This window comes from Tateyamaria sp. ANG-S1, from assembly GCF_000814025.1.
Classification (GTDB): domain Bacteria; phylum Pseudomonadota; class Alphaproteobacteria; order Rhodobacterales; family Rhodobacteraceae; genus Tateyamaria.
This window is the reverse complement of the sequence record NZ_JWLL01000006.1, coordinates 520,667-537,010: the sequence shown is the minus strand read 5'-3', so window position 1 is coordinate 537,010 and position 16,344 is coordinate 520,667. Positions and strand designations below refer to the sequence as shown.

Genomic DNA, 16,344 nt, shown 5'->3' with positions numbered 1-16,344 from the left:
CCCCCTTGCCCGTGCCTGACTTGGCGTTGATTTAGTCACTGCCTTCCGACTTGAAAACAGCTTTCTTCAACTCCGCAACGTCGCGCAGGATGCGCGGCAGGCGCTTGGTGTTCTTATACATGTCGAGATTTGTTTTCATCTCGTTGGCAGGATAGCCCAGCATGACCTTGCCGTCCTTGACAGAACTCATGACCTTGCACGCGGCGGCCAACACGACGTTGTTGCCAATGCTCAGATTGTCCGAGACACCCACCTGCCCGGCCATGACGACGAAATTGCCGACCGTGACCGACCCGGCCAGCCCGACCTGACCGCAGATCAGGTTGTCTTCGCCGATGACGCAGTTGTGGCCGATGTGGACAAGGTTGTCGATTTTCGTGCGATTCCCGATCTGCGTGGGTCGGATAGTGCCGTTGTCGATGGCCGTATTGGTCCCGATCTCGACATCGTCGCCGATGACCACGGCGCCAAGGCTGGCAATCCGCGCCCAGGGCTGCCCACTGGCTTCGCCCTGCTCACCCAGCGTTTCGCGCACGTTTTCCACGCCGCTCTTTTCCGGCGTGACAAAGGAGAACCCGTCACCGCCTATGCGCACGCCAGGATTGGCAATGAAATTGGCCCCGATCCGCACCCGCGCACCGATGCTGACATGTTCCCGCAGAAAGGCGTTTGGACCCAGCACGGCTTGCCACCCGACAAAGGACATCGGCCCGATGACCGAGCACGCGCCAACCTGCGCCTCGGGCCCGATGACAGCCCCTGCCCCGATGGCCACATCATCGCCCAGCTGTGCGGTCGGATCGACCACCGCGCTGGGGTGGATGCCCGTGCCGAACTCATGTCCGGGATCGGCCATTGTCGTCAGCCGCGACATGGCAAAGCGTGGGCGTTTCGGCAGGATCGCTGCGCGCAAACCCAGCGCTTGCCAATCCGCGTCTTCCCACAACAGAGCGGCCTGTGCCGCCCCGGCAGAGAGTGTGTCTGCGTATTTCGGGTTACTCGCCAACGCCAGATCGTCAGCACCGGCCTGCGCGGGCTCCGCTAAGCCCGTCACAATGGTGCTTGTGTCGCCAACAGCCTGCGCCTCAAGTGCAGTTGCAATCTCGGCAACGGTGTAACGCATGGCAGGTCCCCTTCGCACATAGCTCAGGGGTGCGATTTACCCCTGAACTGCGCGCAGTGCCACCCCTGCATCGGACAGCGCCCGCCACACCTTCGCATCGCGGCCATAGATGTCGCGGCGGTACTGCGTATGCCCTTTGGGCGTGGTAAAGGCCGTGCGATAGATGATGTGCACCGGCACAGGGGCCTTCAGGTCCACGCGGGTCTCGCGCCCGGTGGCCAGAACCGATTGGAAATACTGTTCCGGGTTTGATTCCTGTTTCGCCAACAGCGCATAGGCAAAGTCGAACGGATCGGCCAGACGCACGCAGCCGTGGCTGTAGGCGCGCACCTCGCGACCAAACAGGTTCTTGGCGGGTGTATCGTGCAGGTAGATGTTGTGCACATTCGGGAACATGAACTTCACCAGACCCAGCGCGTTGCCCTTTGAGGGCGGTTGACGCATGGCAAAGGGGAAGGTCCGTGCCGTGTATTGGTTGAAGTTCACAGCAGAGCGGTTCACCTTGCGGCCCCGGCTGTCGGTGATTTCGATATGACGAACGGCATTCCGGTTCCGCTTCAGCGCGGGCAGGTATTCTTTGGTGACGATCGAGCGTGGGACATACCAGCTCGGGTTGATCACCATGAATTCCATCACATCGGAAAACTCGGGCGTCGGTCGGTCATCCTTGTTGGCCCCCACAACAGAGCGGGTGGAGAACGTCACCTTGCCGTTGTCGACGACGTTGGCTGTGAAGTCCGGGATGTTGACCAGGATATGGCGCTTGCCGCGCTCCTGGTTGACCCAGCGCTCACGCTCCATTGCGACGATGATCGATTGCAGACGCTCCTGCACCGACTTGTTCATCTCTGTCACTGTTGCCTGCCCGGCGACACCATCGGCCGTCAGCCCGTGGGCAAGTTGGAATTGCTGGACCGCAGACTGCACCGCCGCGTCATATGTCTGCGTGTTGGTGCGCTTGAGAAAGCCCATGGCGATCAAACGGTTGCGCATGATGGCGACCGCATCGCCGGATTGACCGGGCTTGAGCGAGCTCACCGGCACCTGCTGACCCCAGCCCCCTTGGGCGAGCAGCCGCTCCATCCGCAGCTTTTCCTTCATCAGCGCGTTGTATTCCATGGTCTTGGGCGCCAGCGCCTTGAAAAAGCCCGACGGCGACGATTTGGAGAAATTCACCAGATAGGACGTCCGATCCCGATAGGGCACCTGACGGACAATGGCGCGGTCCACGCGCGACGGCACCAGCACACCTGTTTGCAGATCGCGTGAATACTGCAGGAAGGTGCGGCTCATCTCGACCTCGACCAGCCCGCGGTCGCGCTGGGTCGTCGCGGCTTTCATCTTGGCTTTCAGGCCATCGGCATCGTAGCGCGCAGCAGGCAGGCCATGATTGCCCGCCTGATCAAGCGCCTTGAACAGTGCCACACGGCGCTGACGCTCACGGCCCGACCGACCGGTCCAAAGGCTTTCATAGCCATTCGCTTTGTAGAAAGCGGCGATATCGGCGTCGCGTGCGGCCGCCTCGGCAACCGCCTGTTTAAAGGCCGTGACCTGCGCCGACGCGCTTTGCGGCGCTGACCAAAGCGCCGCCGCAAGAACGAGGCCCAACGCCACCGTCCAAGATCTGAAAAAATTCACCGTCATATCGCACCTGTTTTTTATAAATTTCGCGCTGGCCTGTATTATCCCAAGCGCGTGCAAAGCCTGTCTATTCACATTGCCGCCAGACCGGCAACAAGCATCGGCCTGATGCGCGCCTGCATCGCCCCGCGGCCTTTGCGCCACATGAGCCAGATTTTGCGCAAAAATCTGCCTAATTCACTTGCGAGGCTTTTTGGATCGGATTCAGCGCTTGGTAAACGAATCGAGCTATGCCATAGAAGTGTTGCATCTGGGGATGAGATGACAAAACCCGTGTAACATCACGGATAGGCAGGCGTACGGGACGGCGCAGTGATATGAACAATACCTCTACGGGCATGACCCGCCGAGCCATACTTGGCGCATTCGCGGCAACGGCGGTAACGGCGGCACCAACTTTCTCAAACGCAGCAGGATTTCTTCGCGGGGCTGGCGATATCAGACGCCTCCGTATGTATTCCGGTCGCACGGGCGAACGGATCGACATGATCTACTGGATCGAAGGGAACTACATCAAGGACGCGGTGCGCGAAGTGAACCACTTCATGCGCGACTGGCGGACCGACGATGTGAAATCCATGGACCTCCGCACAGTCGATATCATGGCAGCAGCGCACAATCTGCTTGAGGTTGACGAACCCTACATGCTGCTGTCGGGCTATCGCAGCCCGCGAACAAACGCGATGCTGCGGGCGCGCGGTCGGGGTGTCGCGAAAAACTCTTTGCATATCAAAGGACAGGCCGCTGATCTGCGCCTGACCACACGGTCCGTCAGTCAAATGGCACGCGCAGCCCAAGCCTGCCGCGGTGGCGGCGTCGGCAAATACTCCGGCTCGAACTTCGTACACATGGATTGCGGTGTCGTTCGGTCCTGGGGACGGTAACCAAACGCCATTGCACGACTTCTCCAATTGGGGCGCTTCGGCGCCCTGTTTCGTGTCGGGTGGCACGCTCCGAGGGGGAGGATTGGCGCGCCACCCGAGGGGACAGTTGTTCAGAACAACACCCGTCCAACTGCACAAAACATGATCGGGTTCCCTGCCCCGGCAGATTTTTTGCGCAAGGTTCCGCTTGGCGCGACATGAAGCTGTGACACATCATGGATACGTGCCTACCGTAAATGGAACAGCCACGACTGGGGGACCCACATGACACAGCTGATTTCGCGCCGGACATTCCTGGCCACCACCGCCACATTTGCGGCGATGCACCCGTTCTCACTGCGCGCCAGCACCAATCAGGCGCATTTGCGGATCATGGAAACCACAGACCTGCACGTGCATGTCTTTCCCTACGACTACTATGCCGACAGGCCGCGTGACACAGTCGGCCTGTCCCGCACCGCATCGATCATCGAAAGCATCCGGGCCGAAGCCACGAATTCCATGCTCATCGACAATGGGGACTTCCTGCAGGGCAACCCCATGGGCGACTACATCGCTTACGAACGGGGCATGAAAGAAGGCGACAGCCACCCGATCATCACGGCCATGAACACCGTGGGCTTTGACGCAGCCACGCTCGGCAATCACGAATTCAACTACGGCCTCGACTTCCTGATGAAGTCGCTCGCAGGTGCCGACTTCCCCGTCGTCTGTGCCAACGTGGCCAAGGAAATGGGCGCGGACGCCGCCGCCGACACCACGCTGGTACCACCCTTCGTTATCCTCGACCGGACGGTCACGGATGGCGCTGGGGAATCGCACGCGATCAAGGTCGGCCTCATCGGCTTTGTCCCGCCCCAGATCATGACCTGGGACCGCCGCCATCTCGACGGGAACGTGCAAGCGCGCGACATCGTGGAGACAGCCAAGACCCTGGTGCCCCTGATGAAAGAGCAAGGGGCCGACATCATCATCGCGCTCAGCCACTCGGGGATCGGTGCCGCGGATCATTCCGACGGGATGGAAAACGCCTCGGTCCCGCTTGCTGCGGTGGATGGGATCGATGCGATCCTGACCGGTCACCATCACCAGGTGTTCCCCTCGCCCACCTATGCCGACCTGCCCGCCGTCGATGTGGCTAATGGCACCATTCACGGCAAACCAGCTGCCATGGGCGGCTTCTGGGGCTCGCATCTTGGCGTGATCGACCTGATGCTGGAACGCGACGGCGCAAACTGGCGGATCACCGGCCACGGCTCAGAAGCGCGCCCGATCTCCAAACGGAATGAGGACCGGTCCGTCACCGCCCTTGTCGACGACTATCAACCGCTCCTCGACAGCGTGCAGGCGGACCACGACGCCACGCTCGCCTATGTCCGCCGTGCGGTTGGCAAAACCGACGCGCCGCTGCACAGCTACTTTGCGCTCGTGGCCGATGATCCGTCGGTCCAGATCGTGTCCATCGCGCAAAGCTGGTACATCGCGCAGATGATGCAGGGCACCGAATATGAGGGGCTGCCGATCCTGTCTGCTGCTGCCCCCTTCAAGGCCGGTGGCCGGGGCGGCCCGGAATACTTCACCGACGTGCCAAAAGGCGACGTGGCGATCAAGAATGTGTCTGACCTGTACCTGTATCCCAACACAGCCCGCGCTGTGCTGGTCACGGGCGCGCAGGTCAAGGACTGGCTCGAACGCTCGGCCGGTATGTTCAATCAGGTTGAAGCAGGTCAGGCAGATCAACTGCTGCTGAATCCTGAATTCCCGTCCTACAATTTCGACGTGATCGATGGCGTGACCTACCAGATCGACCTCAGCCAGCCGTCCAAGTTCGACCCCGAAGGTGCGCTGATCAACGCGGATGCGAACCGCATCGTTGAGCTGAAGTTCAACGGCGAACCCATTGACCCTGAACAGAAGTTCATCATCGCCACGAACAACTATCGCGCCGGTGGCGGCGGCAACTTCCCCGGCGCACAAGGCGATACCATCGTGTTCGAGGGCCCCGACACGAACCGCGACGTCATCGTACGCTACATTGTGGAACAGGGCACGATCAGCCCCCGCGCGGATGCCAACTGGTCCTTTGCCCCGCTCGCGGACACCTCGGTCCTTTTTGAAACGGGTCCGAAGGCCAAGGACTACATTGACGATGTCCAGGGCATGACAATCGAACCAGCGGGCGATGGTCCCGATGGGTTTGCCCGCTTCCGTATCACGCTCTGATCAACGCAAGGCGCAGGTGTCCTGCGCCTTGCCCGACTTTTGCAATTGCAGGGCGCGGATGGCACCGCTATACCGCGCCCCAGTGGACCGTTAGCTCAGCTGGATAGAGCGCTGCCCTCCGAAGGCAGAGGCCAGAGGTTCGAATCCTCTACGGTCCGCCACTCACATTCAATCATGCGAAAAACAAGGCGCTTTCTCGGTATCTCGACGTTCACCTGAACGTCCTTAGGCCCCATGATCCAGCGCCTTTGACGACCCCGTCCGCCGCGTGCGGCGATAGTCCAACACGAACAGCACCGCAGACGCTGCAATCGCAATCGCCGCGCCCATTGTCGCGACCCCTTGGTAGTCAGTCACACTTGAGCCCGCGGCAAAGATCGCGGACGCAATGATCGCCCCGCCAAAGTGATTGACGGACAACAGCGAACTCCCCGCCCCGGCCCGGTCCGCAACAAGGTTCTGAACATATCCGATGGGGATCGACAGAACGATCCCGGCACCAATCCCAGCAGGCAGGACAAGCCACCACGCAAACCCGATAGAGGGCATAAGCCCCAGAGCTGCAAGAAAGCCGCCGTAAATCACGACACCGACAAGAATGAGAAACGACGCTGACACGACGCGCAAAAACCGAACGGTCAGCATCATAATGGGAATCTCGACAAAGGCGACAAGGCCCGCAAAGACCGCAACATCTGCATCGGCGCCGCCCAGATTGTTCAGGATCAAAAGGCCCAGCAGGATGTTGTACAGCCCATTCGTGGCCGAGATTACGCAGATCAGAACCATGCGCAGCACGAGCCCCGGTTCAGTCAGCTCACGGAGCGACGCCAGCAACCCTTTTCCGGACTTCGCGGTTTGCGACACGGTTCGGTCGCCCCGCCAAAGCATCACGACAGCCGCAAGGGCCAGAATGTTGGCACAGGCCACCACGACATAGGCCCCAAGCACATCAACGCCCTGAACCAGCACATAGCCCCACACCACTGGCGTTACCGCAAAGGCCCCCGAAAACGTGGCCCGGGCCAGCGTGGTCGTGTAGGGGCGATCAAGCCTCGGGTTCTCATTGGCTGCCATGACGGCAATGGCGAAGTATTGTGTGAATGCCGTGGCACCCACCGGAAACAACACGACATGCACCAGCAAAAAGGCGACTTTTGACGGCACCAGAAACATCAACACGCCCGCGATCGCGCCAATGGTCAAAGCCGCAAGCAACGCTTCGCGAAAGCGTCCGGTCTGGTCCGTGTAGATCCCCACCAGAATGGAGGCCACGACGCTAAAGAAAGCACCACCCGTGACGATCAGGGCATAGGCCGCGTCGGAGAAGCCAATCTGCTCGATGCCGATGATCGACTGGAACGGTCCAACCGTTGCCGCGCCAACACCCATGAGTATCAGCCCGATCAATGCAATTTGCAGGAACCTGTCGGTCAGCGCCGTTTTTATCATTGATCCAGTCCAGACCGGGCGGCGGCCAAAATACGTAAAATGGGAATGTCTGCCCTGCCTATAGAGCCTTCAATGACAGATGAAAATGGCCCGGCCCAGGGCACAAGCGCCGTCCGCCCGCCTTCGGGGCGTAGGGTCCCATTCCGCCTGTTAATTTTGAGCAAATCAGGCGCACGCACATCAAGCTGTTGAATTCAGTGCGCTTCCACAGGTCGGTGAAGATACCCAAAAGGGTGCGAACGACTTGTCCCCGCGGGGACAGATCACGCAAACAGGTCGTGCGCCAGCTCCAAAGCATCGACCAGCACATCCACCTCTTCCTTGGTGTTGTACATCGCGAACGACGCGCGGCAGGTGGCGTTGAGCCCCATATGCTCCATCAACGGACCCACACAGTGCTGTCCGGCCCGCACCGCGACACCCTTCTTGTCGAGGATGGTCGAAATGTCATGCGCATGCCCTGCCCCATCCAAAGTGAACGAGAAAATCGCACCCTTGTCCGGCGTTGTGCCCTGCACCTGCAACCAGTTGAGCCCGGCAAGCTTCTCCACCGTGTAGTCGCGCAAGCTGTCCTCATGCGCGGCGATGGCATCCATCCCGTGGCCCATCATGTAATCCAGAGCCACACCAAGCCCGATCATCTGCACGATCCCCGGCGTGCCCGCCTCGAACTTGTGGGGCGGATCGTTGTAGATCACGCCGTCTTTCGACACTTCTTTGATCATGTCACCGCCGCCGATGAACGGGCGCATCTCGGCCATCCGCTCGGCCTTGCAATAGATCGCGCCAGAACCGGATGGACCATACAGCTTGTGACCGGTGATCGCGTAGAAATCCGCGCCCAGATCCTGCACATCCACTGGCATGTGAACGGCCGCTTGCGAGCCATCGACCAGCACCGGCACACCTTTGGCATGCGCGCCTTTGCATATCGTCTTGATGTCCACCTTCGTGCCCAGCACGTTGGACATGTGCGTCACGGCCACCAGCTTCGTCTTGGGGCCAATCGCGTCGATCACCTTCTGCGGGTCAAGCGCGCCGGTGGTGTCCACATCGACCCATTTCAGCACGACACCCTGCCGTTCCCGCAGGTAGTGCCAGGGCACGATATTGGCGTGGTGTTCCATGACCGAAAGCACAATCTCGTCCCCCGCCTCCATCCGTGGCATCGCCCAGCCGTAAGCGACCATGTTGATGCCTTCGGTGGTGCCCGAGTTCATGACGATCTCGTCTTCGGAACCTGCATTCAGGAAGCGGGCAAGCTTGCCGCGCACGGCCTCATAGTTCTCGGTCGCGAGGTTCGACAGATAGTGCAGCCCCCTGTGAACATTGGAGTATTCTTCGGCATAGGCTTTGGAAATTGCATCAATCACCACCTGCGGCTTCTGCGCGGACGCGCCGTTGTCGAGATAGACAAGCGGCTTGCCATTCACCTCGCGCGACAGGATCGGAAAGTCCCCGCGGATGGCGTTCACGTCATACATCTCACAATCCTCCAGCCGTCACGCCCGTCAGCGTCACAAGCATCATCATTCCAATAAACAGGCCCGCCAGCACCACAAGGAGCAGGCCAAAGGCACGAAACAGAGAGTCAAATCGTAGGGCCGCGCTGATGAAATGCAAAAGCAACCAAAAGGCCACAATCGCAACACCCAAAGCGACCAAACCGGCAATCCCGGGGACGATAAGGCTCAGCACCAGAACCAACGCCTGTGCCGCGGCCCGCAGCGCCTGTAGCCAGGTAAGCAAGGCCAGCATGTCGGTGAATTCGCCATGACCACCCAAGGCGCGCCCGGCCCAGACCAACCCGTGCACCATCAAGAGCAAACCACCGGCAATGATCGCGAACAACGCAAACGGGCGTTCAAGCAAGGCAAGGATCGGCATCGCAGCGCGCGCTGTGGGATCGACCTCGCCTTCCAGCAGCACGACAGGCGCGGATGCCAGCAGGGCATTCACCGCAGCAACCGCGACAAGCGCCATATACAGCGTCCCGCGATCCAGCTGCCAACTGATGATCTGCCGTGCGACCTCTTTGGGGTCACGCAGCGTATCCATGGCAAGGTCCGAAACAGCGCTCATTCTGCACGCTCCTGCGCGATGGATCCACCGATCCAGAACCACAAGAAAACCAGGACCCAGATCAGGCCGACGGCCTGTTTCTCCAATCCAGGGCCGATGAACCCGGACACCAAGCCATGCAACAGGATCAGCGGTGAGGACGCCAGCAAAGCCCAGAACAGCGCCAGCCGCGCACCATATGCGGTTCCCTTGCCCCCGAAGACCCGACCCACAAACCGCGCAAGCAGCGCAATGGCATAGAACATAAGGGGCGCGATAAAAATCAGCCCCATGAGCGACGCGCCCATAAGCATGTTCAGGTCTTCGCCAGTTAAATGCGATTCACGTGCAAGCCGCGGCAGCTGCGCGATGAAGATCAGGACGCAGGACGCCATAAGGTAGGCGAGCGCGCGGTCCTCCCGTTCGCCCAGCGACAGGAGGTGCCGCACGACACGACCCGGCCCCCGATAGGTGGCCCCAATGTTCCGCGTAACCGCCATGGCTTAGCCTCGGTGCCGCTCCAGCCAGCCTTGCAGGCGGTCGACCAGTGCGGTGCGCAGGTCCTCGTCCTCAATCTCTTCCACCGCTTCGGCAAGGAAGGCGAGCGTCAGCAGATCGGTCGCGATGTCGGCAGGTACGCCGCGCGAGCGCAGGTAGAATAGTGCCTCTTCGTCAATCGCGCCCGAGGTCGAGCCGTGCGAACAGGCCACGTCATCAGCGTAGATTTCAAGCTCGGGCTTGGCGAGGAATTGGCTGTCATCGTCCAGCAGAAGCGATTGGCTGATCTGGTAGCCATCCGTCTTCTGGGCGCCTTCCTTGACCAGAATCTTGCCCTGGAACACACCTACCGCACCGTTACGCAGCACCTTCTTGAACACCTGACGGCTCTCGCAGCGCAGGGCGTCATGCGTGACAAACACGGTGTCATCATGGTGGAAGTCACCGTCGCCAACGCAGGCACCTGCAACATGCGCAACCGCATCGTCACCGGTCAGCTCAACCACGCATTCATTGCGGGTCAGGCGGCCGTTAACGGTCAGGGTAAAGGTCTTGAACACGGATTCCGTGCCCAGTCGCGCAAAGATATGCGTGGCGGCGCGGCGCTCGTGATCACGGCCTTGCGCACGGACATGATGGAAGGTCGCAGTGTCGGCAACATCCACTTCCATGCACTTGTTGAAACGCGCCGCCGCAGGGCCGGTTTCAAGCAGCGTCAGTTCGGCACCTGCATCCAGTTTCACAACATGGTGCAGGATCGCGTCCGAGGTTTCATTTTCATGCAAGTAAATGAAATTGATCGGCTTTTCCGCTTTGTCTGTGACGTGGATCAGCACGCCATCGGTGGCATAGGCCGTGTTCATGGCGGCAAGCGGACGCTGCACATAATGCCCGTTCGCTTCCAAAGTGCCGTACAGGTCCGCAGCCCAGTGAATGTCAGCGCTATCGGCCAAGCGATCAATACGCACACCTGACATGGTCAGATCGTCGGATTGAGCAGCGTCGAACACGCCATCAACGAAGACGATCTTGAGCCGGTCCATTTCGCCGAACAGCGGTGCTTCGTCGTTGTGAAACAGCGCCGCCTGCGGGGCATCCAACTGCACAAGCGTATCTGGTCGCGTGAACTTCCAGTACTCGTCACGGCGGCCGGGCAGACCCATTTCGCGCACGCGCGCTGCGGCTGCCTTGCGGGCCTCGTCCGCCCAGCCGTTCGACGGCATGGTCAGGGTCGCCAAGCGGTCCTCGGTAGGGTTTGGTTTGGTTGCAGCTTCGCCCATTACGCCACCTCGGCCAGAATGTCGGCATAGCCGTTGTTCTCGACCTCAAGTGCCAGTTCCGGCCCACCGGTTTTGACGATCTTGCCGTCCGCCATGATGTGCACAACGTCGGGTTTGATGTGGTCCAGCAAACGCTGGTAGTGCGTGATGACGAGGAACCCGCGCCCTTCATTGCGCAGGGCGTTCACACCTTCGGCGACCAGCTTCATCGCGTCGACGTCGAGGCCGGAGTCGGTCTCGTCCAGGATGCACATCTTGGGCTCAAGCATTGCCATCTGCAAGATCTCGTTACGCTTTTTCTCACCACCCGAGAAGCCCACGTTCACAGGGCGCTTCAGCATGTCGGCGTCGATTTTCAGCGCCTTGGCCCGCTCGCGGATGATCTTGAGGAAGTCGGCCGCGCTCAGCTCTTCTTCGCCGCGCGCCTTACGCTGTGCATTCACAGCCGTCCGCAGGAAGGTCATGTTGCCCACACCGGGAATTTCGACCGGGTATTGGAACGCCAGGAACAGGCCTGCCGCCGCGCGCTCTTCGGGTTCCATATCCAGCAGGTCTTCGCCGTCCAGAGTCGCTTCGCCACCCGTCACTTCATAGCCATCACGGCCCGACAGGACATAGGACAGCGTGGACTTGCCCGAACCGTTGGGGCCCATGATCGCGTGCACCTTGCCCGCCTCGACCGTCAGGTTGACGCCCTTGAGGATCTGCTTGTCCTCTTCTTCAAGTTGTACGTGCAAGTCATTGATATTCAGCATGATATGTTCCTCATCCTGCGCGGACACCGCGCGTTATTTCAAAATGACAGCCGTGCCCGAGACATGGGCTGTCAGCATTTCATGTGTCACGACCGCCCCTGTGTCGTGGCTGTGATCATTCCGGGTCCCCGCAGCGTTGATTGCACCGCGGGCAGATGCAGTCGCCCGTGCGGGCGCGTTGCAGCATGGTCACCAGGCGCACCGTGAGCGCGCCCCAACACACGAACAGCACCAGACCAAACAGAAGTTCGATCTGTTCGGCGTAACGGGCAAAGATCCAACCGTCGGCCACCATCTCAGCCACGATTTCGTCATGCCCGATGGACAGCAGGAAAACGATCACGTGCCCCAGGATGAGCAGTGTCAGGGCCCGCGTTTCCTGCATCAGCCGCCAAGGGTGGCCGAAGCGGATGCGCACATCGCTGGATTTTCTGGGTGTGTCGGGGGCCATAGCGTCAGGCTCCGTTCGGGTTGTCAGTTGCAAAGGTCATTCCACATCCTCGACCGTCTCACGGGCGAACACGTGCTGAACACCCATTCCGATGGCGATCGACATCATCAGAAGCACACACCAGACCCAGAACGACGTAAGCGCCCCGGGCGCCAGCGATGCGGCAGCGATCATCCCGCCGATCACCGCAATGACAAAGGCAAGCCCGCCCTGCTGGGTGCCATCAAGGTCTGAAACGGTGTGACGCTTGATCGGTTTGCGTTGTTCGGTAAGGTCCGTCATTTCCGCTTCGCCTGCATATCTGCCAGAGCCTGTCGTACCTCTTCATCAGTTCTGCTGTTGCCTTGCGCGTATTCATCTTTGCTGACGCGCCCGGTAAATCTGGCGGTCATCGCCACATACGCCGCAGCGCCAGCAAGAAAACCCAAGAAACCGAACTCAACAAGCCAGTCCGAGAGAAGCAGACTGCCGACATAAGCAAACAGCAAAGCGCCTAGCACTGCCGAAAACACAGTACCGTAGAGCGCGTGCGCCTTCGACCGCGCCCAAGGATCTTGAGGGCCTATCCTTGCGTGCCGATCAATGTTGGAGCCGCTATCATCCATCTCGGAACAACATCCATGCGACGGCGATGGCGCCAGTCGTCATCGCTCCGCCAATGGCCAGAGCTGCCGCGAAATCCGGCATCAACATCACCCCGAGGCCACCACCCAGCACGGCACCGCTAAGTACCGAAAGGGCCATGACCGCAAAGGCCGACCGAGATTTCTGCTCAGCAGCCATTGCTTAACCCACCGACCCTTCGAGCGAGATTGCCACAAGCTGTTGAGCTTCCATCGCAAACTCCATGGGCAGCGCCTGCAACACGTCCTTGCAGAACCCGTTGACGACAAGGGCCACAGCCTCTTCCTCATCCATGCCGCGTGACCGGCAATAGAAAAGTTGGTCGTCATCCACCTTGGATGTCGTCGCCTCATGCTCAACGCGGGACGAGTTGTTCTTGACCTCGATATACGGAACCGTGTGGGCGCCGCACTTGTCGCCAATCAGCAGACTGTCACATTGCGTATAGTTGCGGCTGTCCTTCGCCTTGGGGTGCATCGACACTAGTCCACGATAGGTGTTTTGCGCTTTGCCCGCGCTGATCCCCTTGGACACGATGCGCGACTTGGTGTTCTTGCCCAGGTGCACCATCTTGGTGCCGGTATCCGCCTGCTGCATGTTGTTGGCAATAGCGATGGAGTAGAACTCGCCCTGACTGTCGTCGCCGCGCAGAATGCAGGACGGGTATTTCCACGTTACGGCAGACCCGGTTTCCACCTGCGTCCACATCACCTTGGCCCGATCGCCCCGGCAATCGGCGCGCTTGGTCACGAAGTTGTAGATCCCGCCCTTACCGTTCTCGTCACCGGGATACCAGTTCTGAACGGTTGAGTACTTCACCTCGGCATCTTCTTCGATGATGATCTCGACGACCGCAGCGTGCAGTTGCGATGTGTCCCGCTGCGGTGCCGTGCACCCTTCGAGATAGGACACATAGCTACCCTTGTCCGCGATGATCAGCGTGCGTTCGAACTGGCCTGTATTCTCGGCATTGATACGGAAATAGGTCGACAGTTCCATGGGGCAGCGAACACCCGGCGGCACGTAGACAAACGAGCCATCCGAAAAGACGGCAGAGTTCAGCGTGGCATAGAAGTTGTCGGAAACGGGAACTACCGAGCCAAGGTACTTCTTCACCAACTCCGGATGCTCTTTGATCGCTTCCGAGATCGAACAGAAGATCACGCCCGCTTTCTTCAACTCAGCCTGGAAGGTCGTGCCGACGGACACGGAATCAAACACCGCGTCCACAGCGACCTTGCGCCCCTCGGCAGGCGCATCTTCGGCCCCTTCGACACCAGCAAGAATCATCTGTTCCTTCAACGGGATGCCCAGCTTTTCATAGGTGGCCAGCAGCTTGGGATCGACCTCGTCCAAAGACTTCGGCTTCACTTCCATGCTCTTGGGACGGGCGTAATAATACTGATCCTGAAAGTCGATCTCCGGATAATCGACCATCGCCCAATCGGGCTCTTCCTTTTGAAGCCAGCGCTCGTAGGCTTGCAGACGCCATTCGGTCATCCACTCCGGCTCTTCATTCTTTTCCGAAATCAGGCGCACGATGTCAGGGGTCAGCCCTTTGGGGGCATATTCCATCTCGATGTCGGTTTCCCAGCCGTATTTATACGTGCTGACGTCCCGCACGGCATCGACTGTTTCCTGATCGACGCCGTCCTTGACGACCACATCTTCTACAACATTGTCCATGTCAGACTTTCCTCTCGCATCTGAGCGGTTCACGCCGCCCGGCACCCGTGTTTCTTCAGTTTTTGCGCCCAAACCTCGGCAAAGCGCATTACATCTTCTTCTGTCGTCTCAAGACCCAGAGACACCCGAACGGCGGATGATGCCTCAAGCTCTGAATACCCCATGGCGCTCAATACCCGGCTTGCCCTGACCTTGCCAGATGAGCAGGCAGAGCCCGCCGAGATAGCAAAACCCGCCAAATCCATCTGCATCACCTGCGTCTCGCCCTTCCACCCGGGCGTGATGAAACAGGAGGTGTTCGGCAGCCGTCGCGCGCCTTTCCCGACAAAAATAGTTGTCTTTGAAGCGGCAGCAAGAGCGTTTTCTAGAATATTTCTAAGTTTCTCGACCCGGTCCCATTTTCCGTCCGCGATATCGCGCTGCGCAGCCTCTGCTGCGGCACCAAAACCAGCGATGCCAATGACGTTTTCGGTGCCGGACCGACGCCCCATTTCCTGCCCACCACCGCGCACTTGCGCCTGCACATCAAGCCCCTGGCGCAGGATCAGCGCACCGACACCCTTTGGCCCGCCCAGTTTGTGGGCCGAAATCAGCCCCATCTCGATTCCAAGCCAGCCGAAACCAAAGGGCAGCTTGCCAAAGCACTGCGTCAGATCGCTCAGCGCCAACCCTCGTGGCACATCCTGCACCACACCGGTTTCGGAGTTAGCGTATTGCAATGTGGATGCGCCCGGCGTCTCGATGGCAACCAGACCCTGCGCATCCGCGCCCAAAACAGGATCGACCCAAGCGCCCACCGCGTCATGCTCAACCGCCGCGCCATGCAATGACCGACCTGCGCACGCGAGCGCTGCGGCCTCCGTCGCACTTGCCGTGAACACGATATCAGCACCAGAGGCACCAAGAGCCTCTGATATCTGCCCCCGCGCCTTCTCAACAATCGCCTTCGCCGCCCGCCCCTCGGCATGTACGGAAGATGGATTGCCCACCACATCCATGGCGCGCAACATCGCCTCCCGCGCCGCGGGCCTCAGAGGTGTCGTTGCGTTATGATCCAGATAGACCCGGTCCATCACTTCCCTGTTTCAAAAAAATCCCGGGGGAGTCGCACCAGCGACGGGGGCTGGCCCCCTCGGGCATCAAGCATCATCGACAACCGCAAACAAGTTCGGCACCGCCGGACAAGGGGCAAGATCATTCGAAATCACGTCCGACAACCGGGTTTGGTGCAAGAACACATAGACATGCGCACTCAGTCCCTCCCACAAGCGGTTTGTCAGTGACTGCGCCTTGGATCCGGACGCGGCTCCAGAGGCACCCGCCCCCTTGTGCATCGCATCCACCTTCTCATCCACGGCAGCCAACACATCGGCCACGCGAATTTCAGATGCCGACCGCGCAAGGCGATACCCGCCACCCGGCCCCCGCACGGACACAACCAGATCGGCCCGCCGCAGCTTTACGAAAAGCTGCTCCAGATAGGGCAGTGAAATGTCCTGCCGACCGGAGATGTCGCTCAGGCTCACCAGCTTATCCACGGGCTGCATGGCAATGTCCGCAAGTGCCACCATCGCGTAGCGCCCTTTCGTAGACAGTTTCATCGCAAAGCCCCCAATTGACGTTACCCGCCCAAACCCATACATCCGTGGCCACTGCAGGATGTATG

The 16,344-nt window shown here is 60.0% G+C and carries 17 protein-coding genes and 1 tRNA gene; 3 read left to right on the top strand and 15 right to left on the bottom strand.

The genetic code is table 11. From position 1 onward, the window contains the following. Positions 1-31: 31 nt before the first annotated feature. Together lpxD and RA29_RS13875 are read right to left on the bottom strand one after the other, a co-directional pair. Complete coding sequence (gene lpxD, locus RA29_RS13880; protein WP_039686873.1) at positions 32-1,123, bottom strand: UDP-3-O-(3-hydroxymyristoyl)glucosamine N-acyltransferase; 1,092 nt, start codon at positions 1,121-1,123, stop codon at positions 32-34. A gap of 36 nt (positions 1,124-1,159) precedes the next feature. Next, positions 1,160-2,767 (bottom strand): L,D-transpeptidase family protein, encoded by a 1,608-nt coding sequence (locus RA29_RS13875; RefSeq protein WP_039686871.1) that lies wholly within the window; start codon positions 2,765-2,767, stop codon positions 1,160-1,162. Positions 2,768-3,081: 314 nt separating this feature from the next. Here RA29_RS13875 and RA29_RS13870 point away from each other — a divergent pair, with 314 nt between their 5' ends. The 3 genes from RA29_RS13870 to RA29_RS13860 all read left to right on the top strand — a co-directional run bounded on the left by RA29_RS13870 (position 3,082) and on the right by RA29_RS13860 (position 6,032). Beyond that, complete coding sequence (locus RA29_RS13870; protein WP_039686869.1) at positions 3,082-3,648, top strand: DUF882 domain-containing protein; 567 nt, start codon at positions 3,082-3,084, stop codon at positions 3,646-3,648. Positions 3,649-3,912: 264 nt separating this feature from the next. Further along, positions 3,913-5,871, top strand: coding sequence for a bifunctional 2',3'-cyclic-nucleotide 2'-phosphodiesterase/3'-nucleotidase (locus RA29_RS13865; protein ID WP_039686867.1), 1,959 nt, complete (start codon positions 3,913-3,915; stop codon positions 5,869-5,871). 84 nt (positions 5,872-5,955) lie between these two features. Continuing rightward, positions 5,956-6,032: transfer RNA gene (locus tag RA29_RS13860), tRNA-Arg, on the top strand. A gap of 64 nt (positions 6,033-6,096) precedes the next feature. Here RA29_RS13860 and RA29_RS13855 read toward each other — a convergent pair. The 13 genes from RA29_RS13855 to RA29_RS13795 form a co-directional block, all read right to left on the bottom strand. Further along, on the bottom strand, positions 6,097-7,323 hold the full coding sequence (locus RA29_RS13855) for an MFS transporter (RefSeq protein WP_039686865.1): 1,227 nt from the start codon (positions 7,321-7,323) through the stop codon (positions 6,097-6,099). 263 nt (positions 7,324-7,586) lie between these two features. Further along, a complete protein-coding gene (locus RA29_RS13850; protein ID WP_039686864.1) occupies positions 7,587-8,807 on the bottom strand; it encodes a cysteine desulfurase in 1,221 nt (406 codons plus the stop codon). A 1-nt stretch (position 8,808) separates the two neighbouring features. Beyond that, the gene (locus RA29_RS13845; protein WP_039686862.1) at positions 8,809-9,405 is read right to left on the bottom strand and encodes a YIP1 family protein; all 597 of its coding nucleotides are present in this window, start codon (positions 9,403-9,405) and stop codon (positions 8,809-8,811) included. Beyond that, positions 9,402-9,884, bottom strand: coding sequence for a hypothetical protein (locus RA29_RS13840; RefSeq protein WP_039686860.1), 483 nt, complete (start codon positions 9,882-9,884; stop codon positions 9,402-9,404). The genes RA29_RS13845 and RA29_RS13840 overlap by 4 nt, the downstream gene beginning before the upstream one ends. A 3-nt stretch (positions 9,885-9,887) precedes the next feature. After that, positions 9,888-11,162, bottom strand: a complete 1,275-nt coding sequence (locus RA29_RS13835; protein WP_039686858.1) for a SufD family Fe-S cluster assembly protein — start codon at positions 11,160-11,162, stop codon at positions 9,888-9,890. Next, positions 11,162-11,917, bottom strand: coding sequence for a Fe-S cluster assembly ATPase SufC (gene sufC / locus RA29_RS13830; protein WP_039687802.1), 756 nt, complete (start codon positions 11,915-11,917; stop codon positions 11,162-11,164). Before sufC ends, RA29_RS13835 begins: the two co-directional genes overlap by 1 nt. Before the next feature lie 115 nt (positions 11,918-12,032). After that, entirely contained in the window at positions 12,033-12,368 is a 336-nt protein-coding gene (locus RA29_RS13825) for a hypothetical protein (RefSeq protein ID WP_039686856.1), read from the bottom strand. 36 nt (positions 12,369-12,404) lie between these two features. Continuing rightward, entirely contained in the window at positions 12,405-12,650 is a 246-nt protein-coding gene (locus RA29_RS13820) for a hypothetical protein (RefSeq protein ID WP_039686854.1), read from the bottom strand. Next, positions 12,647-12,973 carry a hypothetical protein gene (locus RA29_RS13815; protein ID WP_039686852.1) on the bottom strand — a complete coding sequence of 109 codons (327 nt, stop codon included), beginning with the start codon at positions 12,971-12,973 and terminating at the stop codon, positions 12,647-12,649. The genes RA29_RS13820 and RA29_RS13815 overlap by 4 nt, the downstream gene beginning before the upstream one ends. Next, entirely contained in the window at positions 12,966-13,151 is a 186-nt protein-coding gene (locus RA29_RS13810; protein ID WP_039686850.1) for a hypothetical protein, read from the bottom strand. The genes RA29_RS13815 and RA29_RS13810 overlap by 8 nt, the downstream gene beginning before the upstream one ends. 3 nt (positions 13,152-13,154) lie before the next feature. Further along, complete coding sequence (gene sufB, locus RA29_RS13805; protein ID WP_039687801.1) at positions 13,155-14,678, bottom strand: Fe-S cluster assembly protein SufB; 1,524 nt, start codon at positions 14,676-14,678, stop codon at positions 13,155-13,157. Positions 14,679-14,707: 29 nt separating this feature from the next. Beyond that, positions 14,708-15,751, bottom strand: coding sequence for an aminotransferase class V-fold PLP-dependent enzyme (locus RA29_RS13800; RefSeq protein WP_039686848.1), 1,044 nt, complete (start codon positions 15,749-15,751; stop codon positions 14,708-14,710). A 66-nt stretch (positions 15,752-15,817) separates the two neighbouring features. Further along, the gene (locus tag RA29_RS13795; protein ID WP_039686846.1) at positions 15,818-16,279 is read right to left on the bottom strand and encodes an Rrf2 family transcriptional regulator; all 462 of its coding nucleotides are present in this window, start codon (positions 16,277-16,279) and stop codon (positions 15,818-15,820) included. Positions 16,280-16,344: the final 65 nt, after the last annotated feature.